Source organism: Streptomyces mobaraensis (assembly GCF_020099395.1).
Classification (GTDB): Bacteria; Actinomycetota; Actinomycetes; order Streptomycetales; family Streptomycetaceae; genus Streptomyces.
This window is the reverse complement of sequence record NZ_CP083590.1, coordinates 5,823,482-5,848,892: the sequence shown is the minus strand read 5'-3', so window position 1 is coordinate 5,848,892 and position 25,411 is coordinate 5,823,482. Positions and strand designations below refer to the sequence as shown.

At 75.1% G+C, this 25,411-nt stretch carries 21 protein-coding genes and 1 riboswitch; of the genes, 12 read left to right on the top strand and 9 right to left on the bottom strand.

The genetic code is table 11. The features are described 5' to 3' along the window. Positions 1-454 precede the first annotated feature (454 nt). Positions 455-2,053 (bottom strand): ABC-F family ATP-binding cassette domain-containing protein, encoded by a 1,599-nt coding sequence (locus K7I03_RS25820; RefSeq protein WP_185945825.1) that lies wholly within the window; start codon positions 2,051-2,053, stop codon positions 455-457. Between the two features lie 475 nt (positions 2,054-2,528). Here K7I03_RS25820 and ypfJ point away from each other — a divergent pair, with 475 nt between their 5' ends. Both ypfJ and K7I03_RS25810 read left to right on the top strand, forming a co-directional pair. Continuing rightward, complete coding sequence (ypfJ, locus tag K7I03_RS25815) at positions 2,529-3,419, top strand: KPN_02809 family neutral zinc metallopeptidase (protein WP_185945826.1); 891 nt, start codon at positions 2,529-2,531, stop codon at positions 3,417-3,419. 27 nt (positions 3,420-3,446) lie between these two features. Next, positions 3,447-3,872, top strand: coding sequence for a VOC family protein (locus K7I03_RS25810; RefSeq protein ID WP_185945827.1), 426 nt, complete (start codon positions 3,447-3,449; stop codon positions 3,870-3,872). Positions 3,873-4,060: 188 nt separating this feature from the next. Here the strand turns inward: K7I03_RS25810 and K7I03_RS25805 are convergent, their stop codons facing one another. From K7I03_RS25805 to K7I03_RS25795, 3 genes are all read right to left on the bottom strand, one after another. Continuing rightward, positions 4,061-5,524, bottom strand: coding sequence for a hypothetical protein (locus tag K7I03_RS25805; RefSeq protein ID WP_185945828.1), 1,464 nt, complete (start codon positions 5,522-5,524; stop codon positions 4,061-4,063). An 88-nt stretch (positions 5,525-5,612) separates the two neighbouring features. Continuing rightward, on the bottom strand, positions 5,613-6,749 hold the full coding sequence (locus K7I03_RS25800) for an alpha/beta hydrolase (RefSeq protein WP_224347214.1): 1,137 nt from the start codon (positions 6,747-6,749) through the stop codon (positions 5,613-5,615). A gap of 61 nt (positions 6,750-6,810) precedes the next feature. Then, positions 6,811-7,491: a class II aldolase/adducin family protein gene (locus K7I03_RS25795; protein ID WP_185945829.1), complete on the bottom strand. Its 681-nt coding sequence runs from the start codon at positions 7,489-7,491 to the stop codon at positions 6,811-6,813. 112 nt (positions 7,492-7,603) lie between these two features. On the opposite strand from K7I03_RS25795, the gene K7I03_RS25790 reads away from it, so the two are divergent. From K7I03_RS25790 to K7I03_RS25755, 8 genes are all read left to right on the top strand, one after another. Beyond that, a complete protein-coding gene (locus K7I03_RS25790) occupies positions 7,604-8,845 on the top strand; it encodes an inorganic phosphate transporter (protein WP_185945830.1) in 1,242 nt (413 codons plus the stop codon). Positions 8,846-8,855: 10 nt separating this feature from the next. Beyond that, positions 8,856-9,068: a hypothetical protein gene (locus K7I03_RS25785; protein ID WP_185945831.1), complete on the top strand. Its 213-nt coding sequence runs from the start codon at positions 8,856-8,858 to the stop codon at positions 9,066-9,068. Between the two features lie 315 nt (positions 9,069-9,383). Further along, a riboswitch (cobalamin riboswitch) is annotated at positions 9,384-9,472 on the top strand. A gap of 126 nt (positions 9,473-9,598) precedes the next feature. Next, a complete protein-coding gene (locus tag K7I03_RS25780) occupies positions 9,599-10,606 on the top strand; it encodes a cobalamin biosynthesis protein (RefSeq protein ID WP_185945832.1) in 1,008 nt (335 codons plus the stop codon). A 1-nt stretch (position 10,607) separates the two neighbouring features. After that, the gene (locus tag K7I03_RS25775) at positions 10,608-12,527 is read left to right on the top strand and encodes a cobyric acid synthase (protein WP_221903640.1); all 1,920 of its coding nucleotides are present in this window, start codon (positions 10,608-10,610) and stop codon (positions 12,525-12,527) included. Then, the gene (locus K7I03_RS25770) at positions 12,524-14,638 is read left to right on the top strand and encodes a putative cobaltochelatase (RefSeq protein WP_185945834.1); all 2,115 of its coding nucleotides are present in this window, start codon (positions 12,524-12,526) and stop codon (positions 14,636-14,638) included. Before K7I03_RS25775 ends, K7I03_RS25770 begins: the two co-directional genes overlap by 4 nt. Then, positions 14,638-15,246, top strand: coding sequence for a cob(I)yrinic acid a,c-diamide adenosyltransferase (gene cobO, locus K7I03_RS25765; protein WP_185945835.1), 609 nt, complete (start codon positions 14,638-14,640; stop codon positions 15,244-15,246). Before K7I03_RS25770 ends, cobO begins: the two co-directional genes overlap by 1 nt. Further along, positions 15,240-16,604: a cobyrinate a,c-diamide synthase gene (locus tag K7I03_RS25760; RefSeq protein WP_185945836.1), complete on the top strand. Its 1,365-nt coding sequence runs from the start codon at positions 15,240-15,242 to the stop codon at positions 16,602-16,604. The genes cobO and K7I03_RS25760 overlap by 7 nt, the downstream gene beginning before the upstream one ends. Then, positions 16,597-16,959, top strand: coding sequence for a cobalamin biosynthesis protein (locus tag K7I03_RS25755; protein ID WP_224347213.1), 363 nt, complete (start codon positions 16,597-16,599; stop codon positions 16,957-16,959). The genes K7I03_RS25760 and K7I03_RS25755 overlap by 8 nt, the downstream gene beginning before the upstream one ends. Positions 16,960-17,181: 222 nt before the next feature. Here the strand turns inward: K7I03_RS25755 and K7I03_RS25750 are convergent, their stop codons facing one another. The 3 genes from K7I03_RS25750 to K7I03_RS25740 all read right to left on the bottom strand — a co-directional run bounded on the left by K7I03_RS25750 (position 17,182) and on the right by K7I03_RS25740 (position 20,950). Then, the gene (locus K7I03_RS25750; protein ID WP_185943799.1) at positions 17,182-19,374 is read right to left on the bottom strand and encodes a xanthine dehydrogenase family protein molybdopterin-binding subunit; all 2,193 of its coding nucleotides are present in this window, start codon (positions 19,372-19,374) and stop codon (positions 17,182-17,184) included. A gap of 66 nt (positions 19,375-19,440) precedes the next feature. Beyond that, positions 19,441-20,433, bottom strand: a complete 993-nt coding sequence (locus K7I03_RS25745; protein ID WP_185943798.1) for an FAD binding domain-containing protein — start codon at positions 20,431-20,433, stop codon at positions 19,441-19,443. Beyond that, positions 20,426-20,950 (bottom strand): (2Fe-2S)-binding protein, encoded by a 525-nt coding sequence (locus K7I03_RS25740; RefSeq protein ID WP_185943797.1) that lies wholly within the window; start codon positions 20,948-20,950, stop codon positions 20,426-20,428. The genes K7I03_RS25745 and K7I03_RS25740 overlap by 8 nt, the downstream gene beginning before the upstream one ends. A gap of 259 nt (positions 20,951-21,209) precedes the next feature. Here K7I03_RS25740 and cobC point away from each other — a divergent pair, with 259 nt between their 5' ends. Both cobC and K7I03_RS25730 read left to right on the top strand, forming a co-directional pair. Beyond that, a complete protein-coding gene (gene cobC / locus K7I03_RS25735; protein ID WP_185943796.1) occupies positions 21,210-22,262 on the top strand; it encodes an Rv2231c family pyridoxal phosphate-dependent protein CobC in 1,053 nt (350 codons plus the stop codon). Positions 22,263-22,320: 58 nt separating this feature from the next. After that, a complete protein-coding gene (locus K7I03_RS25730) occupies positions 22,321-22,755 on the top strand; it encodes a VOC family protein (RefSeq protein WP_185943795.1) in 435 nt (144 codons plus the stop codon). A 184-nt stretch (positions 22,756-22,939) separates the two neighbouring features. Here the strand turns inward: K7I03_RS25730 and K7I03_RS25725 are convergent, their stop codons facing one another. Next, positions 22,940-23,905, bottom strand: coding sequence for an SCO1860 family LAETG-anchored protein (locus tag K7I03_RS25725; protein WP_224347212.1), 966 nt, complete (start codon positions 23,903-23,905; stop codon positions 22,940-22,942). 236 nt (positions 23,906-24,141) lie between these two features. Then, complete coding sequence (locus K7I03_RS25720) at positions 24,142-25,245, bottom strand: amidohydrolase family protein (protein ID WP_185943793.1); 1,104 nt, start codon at positions 25,243-25,245, stop codon at positions 24,142-24,144. Between the last annotated feature and the right edge of the window lie 166 nt (positions 25,246-25,411).

Here is a 25,411-nt window from a genome sequence, read left to right as displayed (position 1 = left end):
TCATGATCACCCCTTGCCGGGATCCTGGCCACCCATTCGGCAAGGTCGATGACAGAAGGTTTCCGCGATTCGGGCCGCCGAAGCCGGGCGGAACAGGCGATTCCGGCTCCCCCGGCCCGTACACCCGTCCGGGTGGCGGGAGAAAGCGGCAGGTCAGGGCGGGGCCAGGGAGCACGGGGGCGAAAGGCACCCGATGCCGCTTCCGGTGCGTGCGCCGGAGCGTTCCACCACACCGGGGGATGAGCCGCCCTCACTCAGATGAAGGATCACGCATCGGCCGAATGATCGGGACGGCACCGATCGAAGGTGATCGCCGACGGTGATCGCCGACGACGATCGGCCGCCGGCCGGGACGGCTCGGGCGGACCGGCGGGCCCGGGTGAGGGCGGAAGGCGGCCAGGCCCGGGTGAGGGCGGCCGGGCCCGCGGACCGGACCCGGCGAGGGCCGGCCGGATCAGGCCAGGGCCACCAGATCCGCGTAGTCCGGGCCCCACAGGTCCTCGACGCCGTCCGGCAGCAGGATGATGCGCTCCGGTTCGAGCGCGTCGACGGCGCCCTCGTCGTGCGTCACCAGGACCACCGCGCCCTTGTAGGTGCGCAGCGCGCCGAGGATCTCCTCGCGGCTGGCGGGGTCGAGGTTGTTGGTGGGCTCGTCGAGGAGGAGGACGTTGGCGGAGGAGACGACCAGGGTGGCCAGGGCCAGCCGGGTCTTCTCGCCGCCGGAGAGGACGCCGGCGGGCTTGTCGACGTCGTCGCCGGAGAACAGGAACGAGCCGAGCACCTTGCGGACCTCGACCAGGTCGAGGTCGGGCGCGGAGGAGCGCATGTTCTCCAGGACCGTGCGGTCCGGGTCCAGCGTCTCGTGCTCCTGGGCGTAGTAGCCGAGCTTGAGGCCGTGGCCCGGGGTGACCTGGCCGGTGTCGGGCTTCTCGGTGCCCGCCAGCAGGCGCAGCAGCGTGGTCTTGCCGGCGCCGTTGAGGCCGAGGATGACGACGCGGGAGCCGCGGTCGATGGCCAGGTCGACGTCGGTGAAGATCTCCAGCGAGCCGTACGACTTGGACAGGCCCTCCGCCATCAGCGGCGTCTTGCCGCACGGCGACGGGTCGGGGAAGCGCAGCTTGGCGACCTTGTCGGAGACGCGCTCGGCCTCCAGGCCGGCGAGCAGCTTCTCGGCGCGGCGGGCCATGTTCTGCGCGGCGACGGTCTTGGTGGCCTTGGCGCGCATCTTGTCGGCCTGCGAGTTGAGGGCGGCGGCCTTCTTCTCGGCGTTCTGCCGCTCGCGCTTGCGGCGCTTCTCGTCGGCCTCGCGCTGCTGCTGGTAGAGCTTCCAGCCCATGTTGTAGACGTCGATCTGGGAGCGGTTGGCGTCCAGGTAGAACACCTTGTTGACGACCGTCTCGACGAGGTCGACGTCGTGGGAGATCACCACGAAGCCGCCGCGATAGGTCTTGAGGTAGTCGCGCAGCCAGGCGATGGAGTCGGCGTCGAGGTGGTTGGTGGGCTCGTCGAGGAGCAGGGTGTCGGCGTCCGAGAAGAGGATCCGGGCCAGCTCGACGCGGCGGCGCTGACCGCCGGAGAGGGTGTGCAGCGGCTGGCCGAGGATGCGGTCCGGCAGGCCGAGGCTGGCGGCGATGGTCGCGGCCTCGGCCTCGGCGGCGTATCCGCCCTTGGTCAGGAACTCCGTCTCCAGCCGCTCGTACTTCTTCATGGCCTTCTCGCGGGTCGCGCCCTTGCCGTTGGCCATGCGGTCCTCGTTCTCCCGCATCTTGCGGAGGACGCTGTCCAGGCCGCGCGCGGAGAGGATGCGGTCGCGGGCCAGGTCGTCGAGGTCGCCGGTGCGCGGGTCCTGCGGGAGGTAGCCGACCTCGCCGGAGCGGCTGATGGTGCCGGCGGCGGGGATGCCCTCGCCGGCCAGGCACTTGGTCAGGGTGGTCTTGCCCGCGCCGTTGCGGCCCACCAGGCCGATGCGGTCGCCCTTGGCGATACGGAAGCTGGCGGACTCGATGAGGACGCGTGCGCCGGCGCGCAGCTCGATGCCGGAGGCGGTGATCACGGGACTACTCCTGGGCGGGTGGGACGGCGGTCGAGGGGGACACCTCCCGGTGCCGTGCGGGACGGGGAGGGGGCGAACACTGCCGCGCGGGCGGCTGCGCCGTCTAATGCACGAGGAGAGAAGCCATGGGGAAGATTCTAACGGGGGCGGGCAAGCGGGTTTCCCGGGCGGGCGGTGGGCGGCGGGGGCGGGCCGGGGGCGACTGGGGGCCGGAAGCGGACGGTCCGGGGCGCGTGGAGCGCCGCGTCGCGCTGGTCGCGCGGCCTGTGCGCCGGTAGCGGGCGCCCGCTCGTCTCCACGGCGCCACCGCCCCGGTCCCCGCCGTTTCGTCCGTCACACTCCGGGCAGCCCCTCCTGCGGGGGTCGGCGGGCTCTTACAGGCCTCCAGGAGCTCTTACAGGCCCCCAGAAGGGTGCATAGCGGGTGATTACCGGATACTCGGGGTGATGGTCCCCGGGTGGAGAGGCGGTCGTGCATGCAGTTCGACGACGACGCGGATCTCGACACCTCGCAGGTGCAGGACGAGCGGGGCAGCCGGATCCCCGGCGGCGGGCTGACCGTCGGCGGCGGGGTCGTGGGGCTGCTCGCCCTGCTCGCCGGCCTGTTCTTCGGCATCGGCCCGCAGGAGCTGGGCCTGTCCTCGGGCGAGCCGGGCACCACGCCGTCCGCGAGCACGGACGCCCAGGTGGCGCGGGACTGCCGCAAGGGCCGGGACGCCAACGCCCGCGAGGACTGCCGGATCGTCGGCGTCGTCAACAGCGCCCAGTCGTTCTGGAGCCAGGAGTTCGCCCGCCGCTCCACCGCCTACAGCCAGGCGCGGACCACGCTGTTCACCGGCCGCACGAACACCGCCTGCGGGGCCGCGACCTCCGCCGTCGGCCCGTTCTACTGCCCCGGCGACCACGAGGTCTACCTGGACCTGGACTTCTTCAAGGAGCTCACGAGCAAGTTCGGCGCCCGCGGCGGGCCGTTCGCCGAGGCGTACGTCGTCGCCCACGAGTACGGACACCACATCCAGAACCTCACCGGCACGCTCGCCCGCTCCCAGGACCGCCGGACCGGCGCCGGCAGCAACGCGGTCAAGGTCGAGCTCCAGGCCGACTGCTACGCCGGCGTCTGGGCCCACCACGCGGCCACCACACCCGAGCGGTCGACCGGGAAGCCGCTGCTCAAACCGCTGACGCAGACGGACGTCCAGGACGGTCTCTCGGCCGCGGCGGCGGTCGGCGACGACCGCATCCAGGAGAAGTTCCAGGGCCGGGTCACTCCGGAGAGCTGGACGCACGGCTCGGCGGAACAGCGGCAGCAGTGGTTCACCACCGGGTACCGGACGGGGAACGTGGCCGCCTGCGACACGTTCCGGTAGCCGGGCCCCACACGGAGGAGCAGCGCCATGTCCGACCTCAGCCACACCATCCGTCCCACCGTCACCCCGGCCCTCCTCTACCGCGACGCCAAGGCGGCCCTCACCCAGCTGACCACGGCGTTCGGCTTCGTGCGGTCCGCGCTGTACGAGAGTGAGGACGGGACCGTGCTGCACGCGGAGCTCGTCCACGGCAACGGCATGGTGATGATCGGGTCCGCCGGGCGGGGCGGGCCCTTCGCCGAGGCGATGGCCGATGCGGGGCCCGCCGGGATCTACGTCGTCGTGGACGATGTGGATGCGCACTGCGAGCGGGCTCGGCGGCAGGGGGCGGAGGTTCTGGCTCCGCCGGCGGATCAGGTGTACGGGGCGCGGGATTATCTGGCGCGGGATCTGGAGGGGAACCTCTGGACGTTCGGGACGTATGCGCCGTCGGGGCCGGAGGTGGCCGGCTGAGGCCGGGGGGGGTGCCCCGGTCCCGCCCTTTCACCGTTTCTTGCGGGGGCGAGCCCCCGCACCCCCGAAGCGCCCTTCGGGCGCTGTCCTCAAACGCCGGACGGGCTGATTTCAGCCCGTCCGGCGATTGAGGACAAGGGGGTCTGGGGGCTTGCCCCCAGGAAACGGCGAAGGGGCGGGACAGGGGCTCACCCCCCGCGATGCACCTGGAACGCCGCCCGGCGCACCGCCTTCGCCAGAGCCGGATCCGGATGCGCGGCGGCGAGGGCGACCAGCACCTGGACGGTGCGCGGATGCCCCACCGCCCGTACCTCCGCCAACAACGCCGGCACAGTCCCCTGCACCGCCGACTCCAAGTGCCGCACCAGCAGCCGGCTCTCCCCGTGGTCGGCGACGGCCGCCGCCGTGTCCACCCACAGCCAGGTCGCCTCCTCGCGGGTGAGGACCTCGGCGGCCTCCTCCGCGTCGTGCCCCTCCTGCTCGGCGAGCCACAGCAGGGCGTAGGGGCGCAGCATGGTCTCGTCGACGACGGCCCGGACGGCGGGTTCGGCGGGGGCGCCGACGGCGCGCAGGGCCTCGAAGGCGAGGCCGCGGACCAGGGCGTCGTCGCCCCGGGCCGCCTCCAGGAGTTCGGCGACGGCGCTGCGCACCGGGCGGGCGGCGAGCCAGGCGCGGTACTCGGCGCGGGCCGGGCCGGGGCTGAGGTCGGCGCAGCCGCGGAGCATGGCCTCGGCGGAGAGTTCGATGTTACCGGCGGGACTCTGGGCGGCGACGCAGATCTGTTCGAGCTTGACCCACACCGCCCAGTTGCCGAGCGGGGTGAGCACGGCCTCGGCCTCCGGCCCGGTGCCGCCGCGCACCACGAGGGCGCCGACGGAGGCGAGCCCGTCGAGCGCCCAGGCGAGCAGGTCGGTCAGCGGTCCGGTGTCCTCGCAGCCCCCGGTGCGGGGGGCGGGGACGGACGCCCGGGCGGGGACGGGTTCGGGACCGTCGTACGGGATCTCGCAGCGCTCGGCGCGGATCTCCGCGACGCGCTGCCGGAGCAGATCGAGCAGCATGGCGACGGACACGGGCCCGGCCGACAGGTGCATGACGGACAGCAGTTGGGGGGCCGCCTCGACGACCTCGGCGGCCACGGTCGGGTCGGTGCCGGCCGGTTCGGGGTGGGCGAGCGACCAGGCGTCGAACAGGGCGACCCAGCCGCGCAGCACGGCGCTGTCGTCGCGGTCCCAGGCGGTCAGCCGCCAGCCGGCGCGGGCGCTGCCGCCGTGCAGTTCGAGCAGTCCGGCGAGCCGGGCCCGGTCCCAGTCGGCCTGCACCTGGCGGGGTGTCAGGTCCAGGGCGGCGGCGGCCCGCTCGGCGGTCGCCGCCCCGAGCACACCGGCCTCGGCGGTTCCGTCGGCGCCCGCCCCTCCCTCTACGGGGCCGGGTCCGGCCCCCCGGGCGTACTCGGCCGCCGCCCAGCGGGCCAGGCGGACGGCGCCGGTCAGTCCGGCTCTCGCCTGCCGGGCGAGTTCCGGACGGCCCGGGATGCCGGCGGGCGGCCGGGGTGCCGGACGGGAGCCTCGGTCGGCCACCGCCTTGCGGGCGGCGGCGATCGGCTGCCGGGGTACGAGTCTGAGCCGGGAGTCGCGCGGAGTACGGGACGTCACAGGAGCAGTCTTGCCGTTCACGCTCCGAAAACCCAATCGGAATCAACCATGCAGTCACCCATGCCCCCTGGTGGCGACCGGTGACCGCCTACACAAGGGGCGTCAGGAACCGCCTCAGGGACTCCTCGTAGCCCTTCCGGTCCGCGTTCCACAGGGCCGCGTGGCCGGCGTCGCGGACGGTGCGCAAAGTGACCAGATCCGGACGGTGCGCGGCCAGGTCCCGGGAGCGCGTCCAGGGCGCGAAGGCGTCGTCCGGACTGTGCTGGATCAGGACGGGCACGGTCAGCCGGGCGGGGTCGGCGGCGGCCCGGAGCCTGCCCTGGTCGAGTCCGGCCCGCACGCGGGCGGCGTGCACCGCGAGCGGGCGCAGGGCGGCGGGGAGCCGGCGCGCGGCGAGGGCGTGCAGCGCGGCGTCCCAGTCGAGCACCGGCGAGTCCAGGACGAGTCCGCCGACGTGCGGCCGGACCTTCGGGTCGGCGGCAGCCAGGAGGGCCGCGGTGGCGCCGGTGGACCAGCCGTGCAGCACCACGTGCCGGGCCCCGCGCCGGACGGCCTCCTCGACGGCGGTGACGACGTCGCGCCACTCGGCGGCGCCGAGCCGGTCGAGGCCGTCGGCGGGCCGGGGGGCTCCGGGGTCGCCGCGGTGGGCGGGGACGAGCGCGGGGAGCCGCGACCGGCGCCAGAACGGCAGCAGGGCCGCGGGGTGTTCGCGGGTGGCGCCGAGCCCGTGCGCGGTGACGACGTGGGTGTCGCGGGCGCCGGGCAGGAACCAGGCGGGCAGCGGGCCGGTTTCGCCGGCGAGCTCGGCGTCCTCGAGGTCTCCGGGAGCGGAGTCGAGCGTCGCCTCGCGCGGGTCGCCGTGGTGGATCTGCGGGGTGAGCCGGACCCCGAGGCCGGGCCGGAGGTCCCCCTGGACGATGCGTTCGAGCCGGCGGACGACGCGGTCGTGCGGGTGCGAGACGTCGGCGACCGGCGGCCCGACGACGGCGCGCACACCCCGGCCGGTGAGCCCGTAGGTGCCGGGGCGGCAGGAGGCGGGGGTGCGGTCCAGGGTGACGGTGGCGTCGTCGGCGTCCCGTACGGTGAGCCGGGGCTCGCCCGGCAGGGGCCGGTCCGGGCCGCTTCTCAGCAGGCCGTCACCCGCGTAGCGCCCCACGGCCAGGGCGGCCGCCCCGGCACCGATCATGGTCGCCGCTGTCATCGCCGTCGTCCGGACCAGATGCATCCTTCCAGTGTCCGCACGGGGGTGCGACGAGGCCAGTCGGCGTGGACGGGCGGTCGGGTGATCACGGAGTTCGGTCGCCCCGTCCCTGCCCGTACCCCCGCAGCTTCTCCCCCGCCTCCGCGAGCTGCCCGGCGTCGAGGAGCGACGGGGTCCGGCCCGGCACCCCCGAGGCGGTGAGCCAGACGCGGCACATCCACTCCAGCTGGGCGGTGCGGTCGTACGCCTGGTCCAGGCTCGTCCCGTGGGTGAGGGTGCCGTGGTTGCGCAGGAGGCAGCCGGTGCGGCCGTGCAGGGCGGTGAGCGCGTGGCGGGGGAGCTCGTCGCTGCCGTAGAGGGCGTAAGGGGCGACCCGTACGGGTCCGCCGAGGGCCGCGGTCATGTAGTGGACCGCCGGCAGCTCCGTCACCAGGGTGGAGACGGCGGTGGCGTGGACGGCGTGCGTATGGACGACGGCCGTCGCGCCGGTGGCCCGGTAGACGGCGAGGTGGAGGGGGAGCTCGCTGGTGGGCGCGAGGCCGCCGGGCGCGAGCGGGCGGCCGTCGAGGCCGACGGCGACGACGTCGTCCGGCCGGAGCCGGTCGTACGGCACGCCGCTGGGCGTGACGAGGACCACGTCGCCGACCCGGGCGGAGACGTTGCCCGAGGTGCCCACGACCAGGCCGTCCGCGACCGTCCTCCGGGCCGTGGCCAGCACTTCCGCCCTGATCCGGGAGATCGTCCCGGCATCCGTCCGGTCCGTCATCGATGGCCCCCTCCGGTTCGCGTCACCATGGATCCCGCCCCAGTTCACCTTCCGTTCACCCACAGTCCCTACGGTCGCGGCGTACTGACCACCGGACTGATTGCCTGGGTGAATGGAACACATCACGCTTCTCATCGGGATCGTGATCGTCACGGCCTTGGTGTTCGACTTTACGAACGGCTTCCACGACACGGCCAACGCGATGGCCACCACCATTTCCACCGGGGCACTCAAGCCCAAGGCAGCGGTGGCGATGTCGGCGGTGCTCAACCTCGTCGGCGCGTTCCTCTCCGTGGAGGTCGCCAAGACGATCTCCGGAGGCATCATCGACGAGACCGCCGGAATCCGGCCAGAGGTGATCTTCGCCGGTCTGGTCGGCGCCATCGTCTGGAACCTGCTGACCTGGCTGGCCGGCCTGCCCTCCAGCTCCTCGCACGCCCTCTTCGGCGGCCTGATCGGCGCGACCGTGGCCTCCGTCGGCTTCGACGCGGTCAACGGCGACAAGGTCGTCATGAAGGTCCTCATCCCGGCGGTGGCCGCCCCGATCGTGGCCGGCGTCTCCGCCTGGGCCGCGACCAAGCTCACCTACCGCCTGGCGCGCGACCGCGACGAGGCCGACACCGCCAAGGGCTACCGCGCCGGCCAGATCGCCTCCGCCGCCCTCGTCTCGCTGGCGCACGGCACCAACGACGCGCAGAAGACCATGGGCGTGATCACGCTCGCGCTGGTCACCGGCGGCGTCGTCGCCCCGCACTCCGACCCGCCGCTGTGGGTCGTCGTCTCCGCGGGCCTGGCCATCGCGCTCGGCACCTACCTCGGCGGCTGGCGCATCATCCAGACGCTCGGCAAGGGCCTCACCGACATCCGCCCGGCGCAGGGCTTCGCCGCCCAGACCGGTGCCGCGACCGTCATCCTCGCCTCCTCGCACATCGGCTTCGCGCTCTCCACCACCCAGGTCTGCTCCGGCTCGATCATGGGCGCCGGCCTGGGCCGCAAGGGCGGCGTCGTCCGCTGGTCGACCGCCGGCCGCATGGTCGTCGCCTGGTGCCTCACGCTGCCGGCGGCCGGTCTGGTCGCGGCGGGTGCGGCGCTCCTCGCCGACCAGGGGAACTGGGGCGTGGCCGCGGTGGCCGTGCTCGGTCTGGCGGTCAGCGGGGCGATCTGGGGGGTGTCGCGGCGCAAGCCGGTGACGCCGGACAGCGTCCGTGAGCCGGAGTCCGCCGTTCCGGCCGAGCCGGTCGGCGTCGTCACCGCCGCCCTCCAGGCCGTCGCCCCGCCGCCGGCGGGTCCGGTGGCCGCCGCCCCCGAGCCCACCCCCGCCCCGGCCGCCCCGGCCGTGGCCGTGACCAGCTGAGGACCTTCGCATGAACATCGACTGGGCAGCTCTCGGGCAGGTCTTCGGCGTCAGTCTCGTGATGACGGTGGGGCTGGTGGGGGCCTTCACGCTCGGGATCGTGGGGACGTCGCCGTCGCGGGACGGCCGGTCCGCTTCCGCGGTGGCGCGGACGGGCGCTTATGCGGCGTTCGCCGTGTGCGCGGCGGCTGTCGGGTACGGGATCTATCTGATCGTCGCCTGACGCGTGACGCATGGGGGCGGGCCGGGGGAGTTGCCCCTGTCCCGCCCCTTCGCCGTTTCCTGGTGCTGCGCCCCAGACCCCCCTTTCGCGGCTTCGCCGCTCGTCCTCAAACGCCGGACAGGCTGAATACTGCGCCCCCGGGCTCGCACTTCAGCCCGTCCGGCATTTGAGGACAACCGCGCGGAGCGCGGTTTCGGGGGTGAGGGGGCCGGCCCCCGCAAGAAACGGTGAAAGGGCGGGTCAGGGGCCACCCACCGCGAGTTGACGCCCGCTCGCGGGCCGTGGTGGACTGCCGAGGCCAAACGGCGACACACAGAGGAAGCCGGTGAGAATCCGGCGCGGTCCCGCCACTGTCACCGGACGTCCCGCCCACCCGCGAGGCCGGTCCGGAAGCCAGGAGACTCTGGGTCGCCGGTCACGTCGAACCAGGGCGCGGACCCTGAGTGAGGACACACAGAACATGCGCGGCCGCCGCCGATCACCCGACGCCTCCCGCCGACCCCACCGAGGCGCGACGGCGGTCTGAGCCGATGCGTACGGGTACGCCACGTCCCGTCGGTTTCGCGTGCGGCGCCGCGCTCGGCTTCCTCGCCGACCTCGTGGCCGCCGATCCCCGCCGGGGCCACCCCGTGGCCGCCTTCGGCCGGGCCGCGCACGCCGTCGAACGCCGGCTGTGGGCCGATCACCGCGGCCGCGGCGCCCTGCACACGGCCGTCTGCGCGGGCGGCGCCGTGGCCGCCGCCGCCCTGCTGGCCCGCGCCGCGCGCCGCTCCGGCGCGGCGGGCAAGGCCGACATCGCGCTGACCGCCGCCGCCACCTGGGCCGTTCTCGGCGGCACGTCGCTCGGCCGGGAGGCCCGGGCCATCGGCGGCGCGCTGGAGGCCGGCGACCTGGACGTCGCCCGGGAGCGGCTGCCGCACCTGTGCGGGCGCGACCCGCAGTCCCTCGACGCGCGGCAGATCGCCCGCGCCGTCGTCGAGTCCGTCGCCGAGAACACCTCCGACGCGGTCGTCGGCGCCCTCGTCTGGGGCGCGTTCGCCGGGGTGCCGGGCCTGGTCGGCTTCCGCGCCGTCAACACACTGGACGCCATGGTGGGCCACAAGTCGCCGCGCTACCGCCGTTTCGGCTGGGCCTCCGCGCGGCTCGACGACGTCGTCGGCTGGCCCGGCGCCCGGCTCACCGCGGCCCTCGCGGTCGTCGCCGGCCCGGACCCGCGCCGCGCCCTGCGTGTGGCCCGCCGCGACGCCGCCCGGCATCCGAGCCCCAACGCCGGCCCGGTGGAGGCCGCGTTCGCCGGCGCCCTCGGCGTCCGCCTCGGCGGCACCCTCGCCTACGCGGGCCGCGTCGAGCACCGTCCCGTCCTGGGCGCGGAGCTCCGCCCGGTGGCGGCGGCCGACATCGAACGGGCCGTGCGGCTGTCGCGACGGGTGTCGCTGCTGGCGCTCGGCGTCGCGGTCGGCGGCCGCTGGGCGGTCTCCCGGGCGCGCCGCGTGGGCAGATTCGGAGCGGGATCCATGACGAGGAGGAACAGTGGCTGAGTTGGGCGGGGGCCTGCTGGTCGCGGGGACGACCTCCGACGCGGGCAAGAGCGTGGTCACGGCCGGCATCTGCCGCTGGCTGGTCCGCAAGGGCGTCAGAGTCGCGCCCTTCAAGGCGCAGAACATGTCGCTGAACTCGTTCGTCACCCGCGAGGGCGCCGAGATCGGCCGCGCCCAGGCCATGCAGGCCGCGGCGGCCCGCGTCGAGCCGACCGCGCTGATGAACCCGGTGCTCCTCAAGCCCGGCGGCGACCGCAGCAGCCAGGTCGTCCTGATGGGCAAGCCGGTCGGCGAACTCAGCGCCCGCGGCTATCACTCCGGCCGCCAGGAGCAGCTGTTCGGCACGGTCACCGACTGCCTCGCGGAGCTGCGCCGCACCCACGACGCGGTGATCTGCGAGGGCGCCGGCAGCCCCGCCGAGATCAACCTGCGCCGCACCGACATCGTCAACATGGGTATCGCCCGGGCCGCCCGGCTGCCGGTCGTGGTGGTCGGCGACATCGACCGCGGCGGCGTCTTCGCGTCGTTCTTCGGGACGACCGCGCTCCTCTCCCCCGAGGACCAGGAGCTGATCGCCGGCTACGTCGTCAACAAGTTCCGCGGCGACGTCTCGCTCCTGGAGCCGGGCCTGGAGATGCTGCGCGGCCTCACCGGCCGCCGGACGTTCGGCGTGCTGCCGTTCGCGCACGGCCTCGGCATCGACGAGGAGGACGGCCTGCGGGTGTCGCTGCGCGGCGCGGTCCGCGAGTCGGTCGTCGCGCCGCCGCACGGCGAGGACGTCCTGCGGGTCGCGGTCTGCGCGATCCCGCTGATGTCCAACTTCACGGACGTGGACGCGCTGGCCGCCGAACCGGGCGTCGTCGTCCGGTTCGTGGACCGCCCGGAGGAGCTCGCCGACGCGGACCTCGTCGTCGTCCCCGGCACCCGCGGCACCGTCCGCGCCCTCGCCTGGCTCCGCGAACGCGGCCTCGCCGACGCGCTCGCCCGGCGCGCCGCCGAAGGCCGCCCGGTCCTCGGCATCTGCGGCGGCTTCCAGCTCCTCGGCGAACGGATCGAGGACGACGTCGAGTCGCGGGCGGGTGTCGTGGACGGGCTCGGGCTGCTCCCGGTCCGGGTCCGCTTCGCGGCCGAGAAGACCCTCGCCCGCCCGGTGGGCAAGGCGCTCGGCGAGCACGTCGACGGGTACGAGATCCACCACGGCGTCGCCGAAGTGACCGGCGGCGACGAGGAGTTCCTCGACGGCTGCCGCGTCGGCGCGGTCTGGGGCACCCACTGGCACGGCTCCCTGGAGAGCGACGGCTTCCGCCGCGCGTTCCTCCGCCGCGTGGCCGGTCAGGCGGGCCGCCGCTTCGTCCCCGCCCCGGACACGTCGTTCGCCGCCCTCCGCGAGGAACAACTCGACCGCCTGGGCGACCTCATCGAGGAACACGCCGACACGGAGGCGCTGTTGCGCCTGATCGAGGACGGGGTGCCGGCGGGGCTGCCGTTCATCCCGCCGGGGGCGCCGGCGGCGGAACCCACCCGCGCGGCGTGGGCGGAGGGCTCCGCCCACGAGCCCGGGGCGGAGGCCGGGGGCGCCGACCGTGACCCCGACGCGGGGACCGAGGACTCCGCCCGTAACGCCGACGCGGGGGCCAGGGGCTCCGCCCGTAACCCCGACGCGGGGGCCGGGATCGCGCCCCGCCACCCCGGCGCGGAGGCGAAGGACACCGCCCGCCACCCGGACACGGAAGCCGGAGGCCCCATCCGCCCCTCCGACGCGGAAGCCGGGAGCGCAGCCCGGCTCCCCGCCCCGGGGCCCGGGGGCGCAGCCCCCGAAGAAACGGTGCCATGGGGGTCCCCCCTCTGGGGGAGGGGCCGGGGCATCCCCCTCCCCCCGCCCCGTCCAGCGACACCCTCCGAAGGAGCGATCACCGCATGAGCACTCCGTACCCCTTCGCCGCCATCGTCGGCATGGACAGCCTGCGGCTGGCGCTGCTCCTCAACGCGGTCTCACCGGCCGTCGGCGGCGTGCTCGTGCGCGGTGAGAAGGGCACGGCCAAGACCACGACCGTCCGCGCCCTCTCCACCCTCCTCCCCCAGGTCGAGACCCACACCGACTGCCGTTTCGGCTGCGACCCGGCCGCCCCGGACGCCTCGTGCCCGGACGGTCCGCACGAGGACGGGACCCGTTTCGTCCGCCCCGCCCGCATGGTCGAACTGCCCGTGGGCGCCTCGGAGGACCGTCTCGTCGGGTCGCTCGACATCGAGCGCGCGCTCTCCGACGGCGTGAAGGCGTTCGAGCCCGGCCTGCTGGCCGCCGCGCACCGGGGTGTGCTGTACGTCGACGAGGTCAACCTCCTGGGCGACCACCTCGTCGACTCGCTGCTCGACGCGGCCGCGACGGGCGCCGCCCATATCGAGCGCGAAGGCGTCTCCGTCCGCCACGCCAGCCGCTTCCTCCTCGTCGGCACCATGAACCCCGAGGAGGGCGAGCTCCGCCCCCAGCTCCTCGACCGGTTCGGCCTGACCGTCGAGGTCGCCGCCTCCCGCGAGACCGACGAGCGCGTCGAGGTCGTCCGCCGGCGGCTCGCGTTCGACGAGGATCCGGCCGCGTTCGCCGCCAAGTGGGCGGCGGAGGAGGACGCGTTGCGGGAGCGCATCGCCGCCGCGCGCGCCCTGCTGCCGAGCGTGCGGCTCGGGGACGGCGCCCTGCGCCGGATCGCCGCGGTGTGCGCCGGCTTCGAGGTGGACGGCATGCGCGCCGACATCGTGACGGCCCGCACCGCGTCCGCCCTCGCCGCCTGGGCCGGGCGTACGGACGTCGTCACCGAGGACGTCCGGCAGGCCGCCCTGCTCGCCCTCCCCCACCGCCGGCGCCGCAACCCCTTCGACGCGCCCGGCCTCGACGAGGACAAACTCGACGAGATCCTCCGGCAGTTCGAGGAGGAGGACGAAGGCGAGGACGAGCCCGAGGGCGACGGCCCGCAGGGCCCGGACGACGACGGCCCCGGCGGCGACGGCGGACCGGAGGACGACGGACCGGGCGACGGTGTGCCGCCTCAGGAGACCACCGGGACCGACACCACGACCGACGCCGGGACCGACCCCGCCGCCGACCTCCCGCCCCAGCGCGAGCAGCCCGCCGCCGACTCCCCCTCCCCGCAGGAGAGTTCGGCGCCCCAGGGCGGCGACGACGGCCGGGAGGCCGCTCCCGTCGCCGCCGCCGAACCCTTCCGCACCCGCAAGTTCGACGTGCCCGGCCTCGGCGAGGGCGCGGCCGGCCGCCGCTCCCGGGCCCGTACCGCGCACGGCCGGACGACCGGCTCCCGCCGCCCGCGCGGGACGCTGACCCGGCTGCATCTGGCCGCGACGCTCCAGGCCGCCGCCCCGCACCAGCACGCGCGCGGCCGGGCGGGACGCGGCCTGGTCGTCCGCCGGGACGACCTGCGCGAGGCGGTGCGCGAGGGGCGCGAGGGCAACCTGGTCCTCTTCGTCGTCGACGCCTCGGGCTCGATGGCGGCCCGGAAGCGCATGAGCGCGGTCAAGGGCGCCGTCCTCTCCCTCCTCCTGGACGCCTACCAGCGCCGCGACAAGATCGGGATGATCACCTTCCGGGGTTCCGGCGCGGACCTGGCACTGCCGCCCACCTCCTCGGTGGACGCGGGCGCGGCCCGGCTGGAGAAGCTGCCGACGGGCGGCCGGACGCCGCTGGCCGACGGGCTGCTGCGGGCGCGCGAGGTGCTGCGGGTGGAGCGGCTGCGCGATCCGTCGCGCCGTCCGCTGCTGGTCGTGGTCACCGACGGCCGGGCGACGGGCGGCCCGGAACCGCTGGTCAGGGCGTCGAGGGCGGCGGGCCTGCTGGCGGCCGAGGGCATCGCGTCCGTCGTCGTCGACTGCGAGGCCGGGCCGGTCCGTCTGGGCCTGGCGGCCGAGTTGGGGCAGTCTTTGCGGGCACCGGTCGTCACGCTCGACGAACTCCGGGCGGACACCGTCACCGCGCTCGTCCGTACCGTCCGCACCACCACCGCCACGACCAGGGGAGCCGCGTAATGCCCAAGGGACAGCCGACCGTCGTTCCGGACGACGGTCTCACCACACGCCAGCGCCGCAACCGGCCGCTCGTCTTCGTCCACACCGGCGTCGGCAAGGGCAAGTCGACGGCCGCGTTCGGGCTCGCGCTGCGGGCCTGGAACCAGGGCTGGCCGATCGGGGTGTTCCAGTTTGTGAAGTCGGCGAAGTGGAAGGTCGGCGAGGAGAACGCGCTGCGCGTGCTGGGCGCCTCCGGCGAGGGCGGGAGCGTCGACTGGCACAAGATGGGCGAGGGGTGGAGCTGGATCCAGCGCGACCCCAAGGACGGGGAACAGAGCAACGAGGAGAAGGCGCGCGAGGGCTGGGAGCAGGTCAAGCGCGACCTGGCCGACGAGCGCTACAAGCTGTACGTGCTCGACGAGTTCGCGTACCCGCTGCACTGGGGGTGGATCGACACGGACGAGGTGATCTCGGTCCTCAAGGACCGCCCCGGGACGCAGCACGTGGTGATCACCGGCCGTAACGCGCCGCGGGAACTGGTGGACTTCGCGGACCTGGTCACCGACATGTCGAAGGTCAAGCACCCCATGGACACCGGCCAGAAGGGCCAGCGGGGCATCGAGTGGTGACCTCCGCACACTCCGTTCCACGCCTGGTCATCGCGGCCCCCGCGTCCGGCACCGGCAAGACGACGGTCGCCACCGGCCTGATGCGGGCGTTCGCCGACGCGGGACTGGCCGTGTCGCCGCACAAGGTCGGCCCGGACTACATCGACCCGGGCTACCACGCGCTGGCGACCGGCCGCCCGGGCCGCAACCTCGACGCGTTCCTGTGCGGCCCGGAGCGGATCGCCCCGCTGTTCCTGCACGGCGCGGCGGGCGCCCAACTGGCCGTCATCGAGGGCGTGATGGGCCTGTTCGACGGCGCGAGCGGCCGGGGCGAGCTGGCGTCGACGGCGCACGTGGCGAAGCTGCTGCGGGCGCCGGTGGTGCTGGTCGTGGACGCGTCGTCGCAGTCGCGTTCGGTGGCGGCGCTCGTCCACGGCTTCGCCTCCTGGGACCCGGAGGTGCGCGTCGCGGGCGTCATCCTCAACAAGGTCGGCTCCGACCGCCACGAGGCCCTGCTCCGCGACGCGTTGGGCGGCGCCGGCGTCCCGGTCCTGGGCGCGCTGCGCCGGGCCGCCGACGTCGACACGCCCAGCCGGCACCTGGGCCTCGTCCCGGTGGCCGAGCGACGCGCGGAAGCGCTGGACGCGGTGGCCGCGCAGGCGGCGCGGGTACGGGAAGGGTGCGACCTGGACGCGCTGCTGGCGCTGGCGCGGAGCGCGCCACCGGTGCCGGGCCCGGCGTGGTCGCCGGGGGTCCCCGCGGCGGCGGGTCCCCGCCCGGTGATCGCCGTCGCCGGCGGCCCGGCGTTCACCTTCTCGTACGCGGAGCACACGGAGCTGCTGACGGCGGCCGGCGCGGACGTCGTCCCCTTCGACCCGCTCCGGGACGAGAAGCTGCCGGCGGGCACGGCCGGCCTGGTGATCGGCGGCGGCTTCCCGGAGATGTACGCACCCGAGCTGTCCGCCAACGAGCCGCTGCGCGCCGCCGTCTCGTCCCTCGCGGCCACGGGCGCCCCGGTGACGGCGGAGTGCGCGGGCCTGCTGTACCTGTCCCGCTCCCTGGACGGCCGGCCCATGTGCGGGGTCCTGCCCGCCGAGGCCCGGATGTCGCCCCGGCTCACCCTGGGCTACCGCGAGGCCGTCGCCCTCGCGGACAACCCCCTGGCGGCGGCGGGCACCCGGGTGCGCGGCCACGAGTTCCACCGCACCGTCGTCGAACCGGGCGCGGGCCCGGCCCCCGCCTGGGGCTTCACGGCCCCAGAACGGCGCGTCGAGGGGTACGCGGCGGGTGGCGTCCACGCGTCGTACCTGCACGTGCACTGGGCGGGGGCGCCGGGGGTCGCGGAGCGGCTGGTGGCGGCGGCGCGTGCCGGTGTCTGAACCGGTGTACGTGGGGCTGGGCGCCCGGCCGGGGGCGTCGGCGGACGAGGTACTGGCCCTCATCGCCCGCTGCCTGCCGGCCGGCGTCCGGCCCGTCGCCCTCGCCACGGTCGCCGCGCGGGCTGCCGAGCCGGGGGTCGTGGCGGCGGCGGCTCGCCTTGGCGTCCCGATTCGGGCCTACGGCGCCGCCGAGTTGGCTCGCGTCCCCGTTCCCCATCCCTCTGCCGTCGCCGACGCGGCGGTCGGTACGCCGTCCGTCGCGGAGGCGGCGGCATTGCTTGCCGCCGGCGGCGGGGCTGTTCTGCTCGTTCCGAAGAGGGTTTCCGGGCGGGTGACGTGTGCGGTGGCGGGGTGAGGTGTGCCCCGGTCCCGCCCTTTCACCGTTTCCTGGGGCTGCGCCCCAGACCCCCTTGTCCTCAATCGCCGGACGGGCTGATTTCAGCCCGTCCGGCGATTGAGGACAGCGCCCGCAGGGCGCTTCGGGGGTGCGGGGGCGCAGCCCCCGCAAGAAACGGTGAAATGGGGGTCCCCCCTCTGGGGGAGGGACCGGGGCACCAGCCCGCCGCAGGCGCCCCGCTCACAGCACATCCTCGATCCTGATCGGCAACCGCCGCACCCGCACCCCCGTCGCATGGAAGACGGCGTTCGCGATAGCGGCAGCCGTCCCCGGAATGCCGAGCTCCCCACACCCCTTCGTCCCATTGGGATTCGTGGGGTCGGGACGCCCGACAAAGCGAACGTCCAGGCGCGGGATATCGGCGTTCACGGCGACGAGATAGTCGCCGAGCGTGGGATTGGCGATGCGCCCGGTGTGCGGTTCGGTGACGGTCTCCTCCAGGAGGGCCATGCCGATGCCGCCGACCGTGCCGCCGACGAGCTGGCTGCGGGCGGTCTTCTCGTTGAGGATGCGCCCGCAGTGGGCGGCGGTCACCAGGCGGGCGACGCGGATGACGCCGAGGTCCTGATCGACGTGTACTTCCGCGAACTTGGCGGCGTACGGGCCGGTGGGCACCACCGCGCCGTCCTGGCCGGGCGATTCGGCCGAGCCCTCGGCGGAGAGCGCGTCGCGCCCGTGCCGGGCGAGGATCGCCGTGTACGTCTCGCCCCGCCCGTCGTCGGTGCGCACGATGCGCCCGCCCTCCGCGCGGACGCCGTCCAACGTGACGCCGCGCAGCGGCGAGGCGTCTTCGCGGACGAGGTCGAGGAAGGACTGGAGCAGGTGCCGGGAGGCGGTGTGGATGGCGGTGCCCATGGCGGCGGTGAGTCCGGAGCCGCCGGCGGAGGGCGCCGCGGGGAGGGCGCTGTCGCCCATCACCATGCGCACCCGCTCCACCGGCAACCCCAGGAGCTCGGCCCCCAGTTGGGTCATCACGGTGTACGTGCCCGTGCCGAGGTCCATGCCCGAGCTCTCCACCACCGCCGCGCCGTCCGCCCTGACGGTGACGCGGGCGGCGCAGTCGGCCTGGTAGAAGAAGAACGACGTGCCGGCCATGCCGTAGCCGATCAGCGTCCGGCCCCGGCGCGTGGAGCGCGGCTCGGGGTCGCGGCGCGCCCAGCCGAACATTTCGGCGCCGGTCTCGTAGCAGGCGCGCAGGTCGTTGCACGACCACTGCTGGCCGGTGACGGGGTGCTCGTCGGCGTAGTTGCGCCGCCGGAGTTCGAGGGGGTCCATGCCCAGTTCGTAGGCGAGTTCGTCCAGCGCGCATTCCAGCGCGTAGTTGCCCTGGGCGTCGCCGGGCGCGCGCATGGAGCCGGGGGCGGGGACGTTGAGGCGGACCTGGACGTCACGGGTGGTGATGTTGGGGCTGGCGTAGGAGGACTGGGAGGTGTGGGAGACGGGCTCGTAGTTGACGTCCGTCATCGAGAGGGACTGCCATGCCCGGTGGTCGATCGCGGTGATCCGGCCGTCCCGGGTGGCGCCGATCCGCACGGTCTGCTTGGTGTCGGGCCGGTGCCCCACGGAGGTGAACATCTGCTTGCGCGTCAGCACCAGCTTCACCGGCCGTCCCACCTGCCGCGCCGCGACGGCGGCGAGCACGGTGTGCCCCCAGGTCCGCAGCCCCGCGCCGAAGCCGCCGCCGAGGTAGGGGGCCAGCACGCGGACGGCCTCCGGTGGCACGCCGAGCGTCGCCGCGAGGTCGGCCCGGGTGCGGGAGGGGCCCTGGGTGCAGTCGTGGACGGTGAGGTGGTCGCCCTCCCAGCAGGCGACGGTGGCGAACGGGCCCATGGGGTTGTTGGTGTTCGCCGCCGTGCGGTACGTGTGCTCGACGCGGACGGGTGCGGCCTCCAGGGCCTTGTCGACGTCACCGGTCCCGCCGTCGGTCCCGAACGGGTCGTGGTCGTGCTCGGCGTCCGGGTGGTCGAGGTCGGCGACGGGCGGGTCCGCCGCGTACGTGACGCGCACCAGCCGGGCCGCTTCCGTGGCCTGCTCGAAGGTGTCGGCCACCACGACCGCGACGGTCTGGCCGTGGTACCGGATCCGGTCGTCCCGCAGCGGGGGCGGCGGCAGCGACGAGGAACGGTCGGGCGCCTCGTGCAGGACGGGCACGTTCTGGTGGCTGATCACCGCGAGCACCCCGGGCGCGGCCTCGGCCGCCGCCGCGTCCAGGGCGGTGATCCGGCCGGCGGCGATCTTGCTCTGGACGAGGACGGCGTGGACCAGGCCGGGGTACGCGGCGTCGGTGGCGTACTCGGCCCGGCCGCCGGTCTTCACGCGGGCGTCGACGCGGTCGATGCCCTCGCCGAGCCGGGTCGGTGTCGTCGTGGTCATGGCCGTTCCTCCCGCACCGGTGCCATCGTGGTCATGCCCGTTCCTCCCGCACCGGTGCCGTCGTGGTCATGCCCGTTCCTCCCGCGCCAGAGCGCCCAGCATCCGGACGACCGCCCGCCGCCCCAGCTCGACCTTGAAGCCGTTGTCCGGCCGCCCCTCCGCGCCGTCCAGCGCGGCGTCCGCCGCCGCGCGCAGGATGTCGTCGTCCGGCCGGGCGCCGCGCAGCAGTTCCTCCGCCCGGGGCACCCGCCACGGGACGGTGCCGACGCCGCCGAGGGCGAGCCGGGCCGACCGGATCCGCCCGTCCTCCTCGAGGACCAGGGTGGCGGCGACGGAGGCGAGCGCGAACTCGTAGCTGGCCCGGTCGCGGACCTTCAGATAGCCCGAGCGGGCCTCCGGCGGCAGCAGCGGGATCTCCAGGTGGGTGATCAGCTCGCCGTGCGCGAGGGCGTTCTCGATGTGCGGGGTGGTGCCGGGGACCCGGTAGAACTCGGTCAGCCGTACCGTGCGTTCGCCGTCCGGCCCGTGGACGCGCACCGAGGCGTCCAGGGCGAGCAGGGCGACGGCGAGGTCGGAGGGGTGGGTGGCGATGCAGTGCGGGCTGGTGCCGAGGACCGCGTGCATGCGGTGGTGGCCGTCGAGCGCGGCGCAGCCGGTGCCCGGCTCGCGCTTGTTGCAGGCCGTGCTGGGGTCGCGGTAGTAGCGGCAGCGGGTGCGCTGGAGGAGGTTGCCGCCGAGGGTGGCCATGTGCCGGAGCTGCGGGGAGGCGCCGCGCAGCAGCGCTTCCCGTACGAGCGGCAGCCGGGCGGTCACGTCCTCGTGGGCGGCGAGCTCCTCCATGGTGGTCAGCGCGCCGGCGATCAGCACCTCGCCGTCCCGCCGGATCCCCCGCAGCGGCAGCCGGGTGATGTCCACCAGCCGGGCGGGCCGGAACACCTCGTCCCGCATCAGGTCCACCTGGGTCGTCCCGCCGGCGAGGTAGGCGGCCCCGGGATCGGCGGCGAGCTCGGCGACCGCCTCCTCGACGGTCCCGGCGCGGACGTACGCGAAGCTACGCACGCCGGCCCCCGGTGGCCACGTCGCGGATCGCGGCGACGATGTGCGGGTAGGCGCCGCAGCGGCAGAGGTTGCCGCTCATGAACTCGCGGACGTCGTCGTCCGAGCCGGCCCGGCCCTCCTCGATCAGAGCGACGGCCGACATGATCTGGCCGGGGGTGCAGTAGCCGCACTGGAGGGCGTCGTGGCGGGCGAACGCCTCCTGCATCGGGTGCGGTACGCCGTCCCGCTCCAGCCCTTCGATCGTCCGGACCTCGCGCCCGTCGGCACTCGCGGCGAGGGTGAGGCAGGAGAGCACCCGTCTGCCGTCCAGGTGCACCGTGCAGGCGCCGCACTGGCCCTGGTCGCAGCCCTTCTTCGTGCCGGTCAGGGCCAGGGCGTCGCGGAGGGCGTCCAGCAGTGAGGTGCGGGTGTCCACCTCGATCCGCCGTTCGGTGCCGTTGACCCGGAGGCTCACCGGCACCCGGACGACGGGCCCGGCCGTCCCGTCGGCCGCCGCAGCGGAACCGTTCACCACCATCACCCTCCACGCTGGACAGACATCCACATAATCTGACATTCATGGCGAAGCAGGGCGATCCTATGGCCGAGGCGGCGCGAAGGGGCGGCGACACGACGGCCGGGCCGCACGCGGGCGGCCGGACCGCACGCGCGGACGGGGAGGGCCCGCGAGGAATCCGCGTTCCCGGAACCCGGTAACGTCTCCCCCACCGGAACACCACCGGGACATTCGCCGGAGCGCCGCCGGAACACCGCACAGCGAGAAGGTATCCCCGCCCATGCACATATCCCCCGAGCCCGACCTGCGCCACCACGGGGACGCCGAAGTGCGCGGCATGGGCGACGAGTTGACGGACCTGGCGGTCAACGTCCGGGCGGGTACGCCGCCGAGCTGGCTGCGCGAGCGCATCGCCGCCTCCGTCGACACCCTCGCCGCCTATCCGGACGGCCGGGCGGCCCGCCGGGCGGTCGCGGCCCGGCACGGGCTGCCGGAGGAGCGGGTGCTGCTGACGGCCGGCGCGGCGGAGGCGTTCGTGCTGCTCGCCCGGGCGCTGCCGGCGCGCCGCCCGGTGGTGGTGCACCCGCAGTTCACCGAGCCGGAGGCGGCCCTGCGGGACGCGGGGCACAGCGTGGAACGGGTGGTGCTGGACGCGGCGGACGGGTTCCGGCTGGACCCGCGCGCGGTCCCGTCCGACGCCGACCTGGTCGTCGTCGGCAACCCGACCAACCCCACGTCCGTCCTGCACCCGGCGACCGCCCTGGCCCGGCTCGCCCGCCCGGGGCGGACGCTGGTGGTGGACGAGGCGTTCATGGACGCGGTGCCGGGCGAGGGCGAGTCCCTGGCGTCCCGTACGGACCTGCCGGGCCTGGTCGTCCTCCGCAGCCTCACCAAGACATGGGGCCTGGCCGGCCTGCGGGTCGGCTACGTCCTCGCGTCGCCGGGCACGATCGCCCGCCTCGAACGCGCCCAGCCGCTCTGGCCGGTGTCCTCCCCGGCCCTGGTCGCGGCCGAGGCGTGCAGCGCGCCCCCGGCCCTCGCGGAGGCCGCCCACGCGGCCCACCGCATCGCCTCGGACCGGGCCCACCTGGAGTACCGCCTCTCCATGTTCCCGTCGGTGACGGTGTGTTCCCCGGCGGCCGGCCCGTTCCTCCTCATCCGCCTCCCGGACGCCACGGCGGTCCGCAGCCGCCTCCGCGGCCTGGGCTTCGCCGTCCGCCGCGGCGACACGTTCCCCGGCCTGGGCCCCGACTACCTCCGCCTCGCGGTCCGCGACCGCGCCACGACGGACCGCTTCGCGGAGGCACTGGGGAAGGCCCTGGCGGAGGGCTGAGCGCGCCGCCGGCGCCGCGGGACGGCCGATTGTCAGTGGCGGGCCGTACGGTTCTGTCATGGCAGCCCGCATCGATCTGACCCTTGACTGCGCGGACGCACAACTCCTCGCCGCCTTCTGGAAGTCGGCGCTGGGGTACGTGGACGAGCCGCCGCCCGCCCCCTTCCGCACCCGCGAGGAGTGGCTCGCGCGGTTCGGCCTGCCCGAGGACGGATCGGCGGACGACGGCGCGTGGCTCCACGACCCCGACGGCGCCGGCCCCCGGCTCTGCATACTCAAGGTCCCCGAGCCGAAGACCGCGAAGAACCGGCTGCACATCGACGTCCGGGTGCCGGGGCACGGCGGCCCCGGCGAACGGTGGGCGCGGATACGGGCGGAGTGCGAGCGGCTGGTGCGGGCGGGCGGGACCGTCCTGGCGGAGGTCGGGGAGCACCATGCGGTGATGGCCGACCCGGAGGGCAACGAGTTCTGCGTCGCCGCGGCCCCGGCTTGAGGCGGCCGGGTGCGTGGAGCGCCGCCCGCCCCGCCCGTTGACGACCGGCACGGTCACCGGCACCCGCATCCGGCGGCGCGGATGGTGAGCGGGCGGGTCTGTCGGCGGCGGCCGGCCCGGGCGTGGCCACCGGCCGTGATCACCGGCCGTCCGCTGCCCGGCCCCGGCCCTCTACTCCGTCCTCTCAGCCGCGCCCCCGCGCCGCCGCCCTGCGGCGGGCGGTGAGCAGGGCGCCGCCGCCTCCGACGACGAGCAGGCCGGCCGCTCCGGCGATCCAGGGGGTGGCGGAGGAGCCGCCGGTCTCGGCGAGGTCGTGCTTGTCGGCGACGGTCTGCGGCTTGACGTCGGTGCCGGAGGTGTGGGTGGCCTCCTTGCCGGGGGACTGCTTCGCGGGGGCCGGGGGTTCCTTGGCCGGCTTTCCGGCGCCGGCCGGGGTCTCGCAGCCGGCCCGGACGAGGGTGACGCGGCCGTGCACCTCGGCGACGCCGAGCTTCAACGGGTTGACGTCCACGGCCAGTTCGAGCGCGGTCGCGGCCCCGGTGCGCGAGGTGGTGGCGGTCTTCGACAGGTCGAGGCGGACCCGGCCGACGCCCGGCACGTCGACATTGGTCGTGCCGCCGGTGCTCAGCGTGACCTTCTTCCCGAGCACGGTCACCGGGCCCAGCAGGTTGGACGTCGCCGTGGGCCGTTGTCCGGCCCGGCAGACCGCCTCCGACGTGACCTGCCGCACGTCGACGAGGGAGAGCAGCGGCAGGCCGGGCACGTGCACCTTGGCGTGGAGGAGTTCGGCGCGGCCGGTCGCCGCGCGCTCGTCGGCCGTGGCCCGGGCGGTGGCCGCGTCGGCGCGCAGCAGCTCCACCGGCCGGCCCTGCTCCGCGCCGCCCACCCGCACGGAGAGCGCGGTCCGTGCCGCGTTCCCGGGGGCGTGGACGTCGTCGAGGGACGCGTTGACGGGCACCCGGACGGTCTTGTCGAGCAGCGAGACGTCGAGCCCGGCGCGGAGGACGACCGCGTCGGCCGTGCCCGTGCGGTGGTCACCGGTGGCGGGGGCGGCGTGGGCGGGTACGGCACCGGCCGCGACCGCTGAGAACGCGGCCAGGGCGGCCGCGGACGGCGCGACCGCCCTCCGGGCGGACCGGGAAACGGGCATGCCGAAGGAAGATCTGGTGGTGCTGGACACGGGTGTGGAACTCCCCACGAGAGAAAGGAGCCGACGGCGCGCCATGGGGGACATCACGCGCCGTCGGCATCGACCACGTCATGGTCGTTCCCGGACGGGTGAACGGCGAGCGTTCTTGAGGGAGTTCACCCCAACGGGTGGTTTCCGCCTGCCAGTTCGAAGCATGTGCCTCAGGAGGAAGCACCTACCTCGCAGACGGAAGCCCGTCAGCTCACCACCCTCCCCCGCAGGATCACCCGCCGCGGCGCCGCCAGCACCCGGACGTCCTCGCGAGGATCCGCCTCGTACACCACCACGTCCGCCGGCGCGCCCTCCTCCAGCCCCGGGCGGCCCAGCCACTCCCGCGCTCCCCAGGCCGCCGCCGCGAGCGCGGCGGAGGCCGGGAGGCCGGCCTTGACCAGTTCGGCGACCTCCTGGGCCACCAGGCCGTGGGCGAGCGAGCCGCCCGCGTCCGTCCCCACGTAGACGGGGATGCCCGCGTCGTACGCGGCGCCGACGGTCCGGTAGCGGCGCTCGTGCAGCCGCCGCATGTGGTCCGCCCAGCGCGGGAACTTCCGCTCCCCGCCGTCCGCGAGCCGCGGGAACGTGGCGATGTTGACGAGTGTCGGGACGATCGCGACGCCGCGCTCGGCGAACAGCGGGATCGTCTCCTCGGTCAGCCCGGTCGCATGCTCGATGCAGTCGATCCCGGCCTCCACCAGCGGCGCCAGCGACTCCTCGGCGAAGCAGTGCGCCGTCACCCGGGCACCCAGCCGGTGCGCCTCGGCGATGGCCGCCTCGACCTCGCCGCGCGGCCAGCAGGCGGCCAGGTCGCCGGTCTCCCGGTCGATCCAGTCGCCCACCAGCTTGACCCACCCGTCGCCGCGCCGCGCCTCCCGCGCCACGTACGCCACCAGGTCCTCGGGCTCGATCTCGTGGGCGTAGTTGCGGATGTAGCGGCGGGTACGGGCGATGTGGCGGCCGGCGCGGATGATGCGCGGGAGGTCCTCCCGGTCGTCGACCCAGCGGGTGTCGGACGGCGAGCCGGCGTCGCGCAACAGCAGGGCGCCGGCCTCCCGTTCGGTCAGCGCCTGCTTCTCGGCGGTCGCGGCGTCGACCGCGCCGTGCGCGTCCAGGCCGACGTGGCAGTGGGCGTCCACCAGGCCGGGCAGCGCCCAGCCCTCGACGGTCGTGACGTCCCGCGCGCCCACCGGGCGTTCGAAGGTGATCCGGCCGCCGGTCACCCACATCTCGTCGCGCACCCCGCCGTCGGGGTCCGGGCCGGTGAGCACCCGTCCCTTGATGTGCAGCACCGTGCTGTCGTGCGTCATGTCCTCTCCCGTCCGGCAGGCGTCCCCGCGCCACCGGGGGAACGGAGGTGTCCGGTCCGCGGGTGGCGATCGATCCCCGCCAGTCTCCCGCCCGGATCCGGCACCGCAAGTGTCGCCCCTGTCACCACGGTCCTTGCCGTCACGGCGCCTGCCGCCGAGGGCCCGG

What these genes read in the sequence shown, in the direction of transcription:
- ypfJ (WP_185945826.1), top strand. Translation starts at nt 2,529, where the DNA reads ATGCAGTTCGACGACGACGCGGATCTCGACACCTCGCAGGTGCAGGAC.
- K7I03_RS25810 (WP_185945827.1), top strand. Translation starts at nt 3,447, where the DNA reads ATGTCCGACCTCAGCCACACCATCCGTCCCACCGTCACCCCGGCCCTC.
- K7I03_RS25800 (WP_224347214.1), bottom strand. Translation starts at nt 6,749, where the DNA reads ATGCATCTGGTCCGGACGACGGCGATGACAGCGGCGACCATGATCGGT.
- K7I03_RS25795 (WP_185945829.1), bottom strand. Translation starts at nt 7,491, where the DNA reads ATGACGGACCGGACGGATGCCGGGACGATCTCCCGGATCAGGGCGGAA.
- K7I03_RS25790 (WP_185945830.1), top strand. Translation starts at nt 7,604, where the DNA reads ATGGAACACATCACGCTTCTCATCGGGATCGTGATCGTCACGGCCTTG.
- K7I03_RS25785 (WP_185945831.1), top strand. Translation starts at nt 8,856, where the DNA reads ATGAACATCGACTGGGCAGCTCTCGGGCAGGTCTTCGGCGTCAGTCTC.
- K7I03_RS25780 (WP_185945832.1), top strand. Translation starts at nt 9,599, where the DNA reads ATGCGTACGGGTACGCCACGTCCCGTCGGTTTCGCGTGCGGCGCCGCG.
- K7I03_RS25770 (WP_185945834.1), top strand. Translation starts at nt 12,524, where the DNA reads ATGAGCACTCCGTACCCCTTCGCCGCCATCGTCGGCATGGACAGCCTG.
- cobO (WP_185945835.1), top strand. Translation starts at nt 14,638, where the DNA reads ATGCCCAAGGGACAGCCGACCGTCGTTCCGGACGACGGTCTCACCACA.
- K7I03_RS25750 (WP_185943799.1), bottom strand. Translation starts at nt 19,374, where the DNA reads ATGACCACGACGACACCGACCCGGCTCGGCGAGGGCATCGACCGCGTC.
- K7I03_RS25740 (WP_185943797.1), bottom strand. Translation starts at nt 20,950, where the DNA reads ATGGTGGTGAACGGTTCCGCTGCGGCGGCCGACGGGACGGCCGGGCCC.
- cobC (WP_185943796.1), top strand. Translation starts at nt 21,210, where the DNA reads ATGCACATATCCCCCGAGCCCGACCTGCGCCACCACGGGGACGCCGAA.
- K7I03_RS25730 (WP_185943795.1), top strand. Translation starts at nt 22,321, where the DNA reads ATGGCAGCCCGCATCGATCTGACCCTTGACTGCGCGGACGCACAACTC.
- K7I03_RS25725 (WP_224347212.1), bottom strand. Translation starts at nt 23,905, where the DNA reads ATGCCCGTTTCCCGGTCCGCCCGGAGGGCGGTCGCGCCGTCCGCGGCC.
- K7I03_RS25720 (WP_185943793.1), bottom strand. Translation starts at nt 25,245, where the DNA reads ATGACGCACGACAGCACGGTGCTGCACATCAAGGGACGGGTGCTCACC.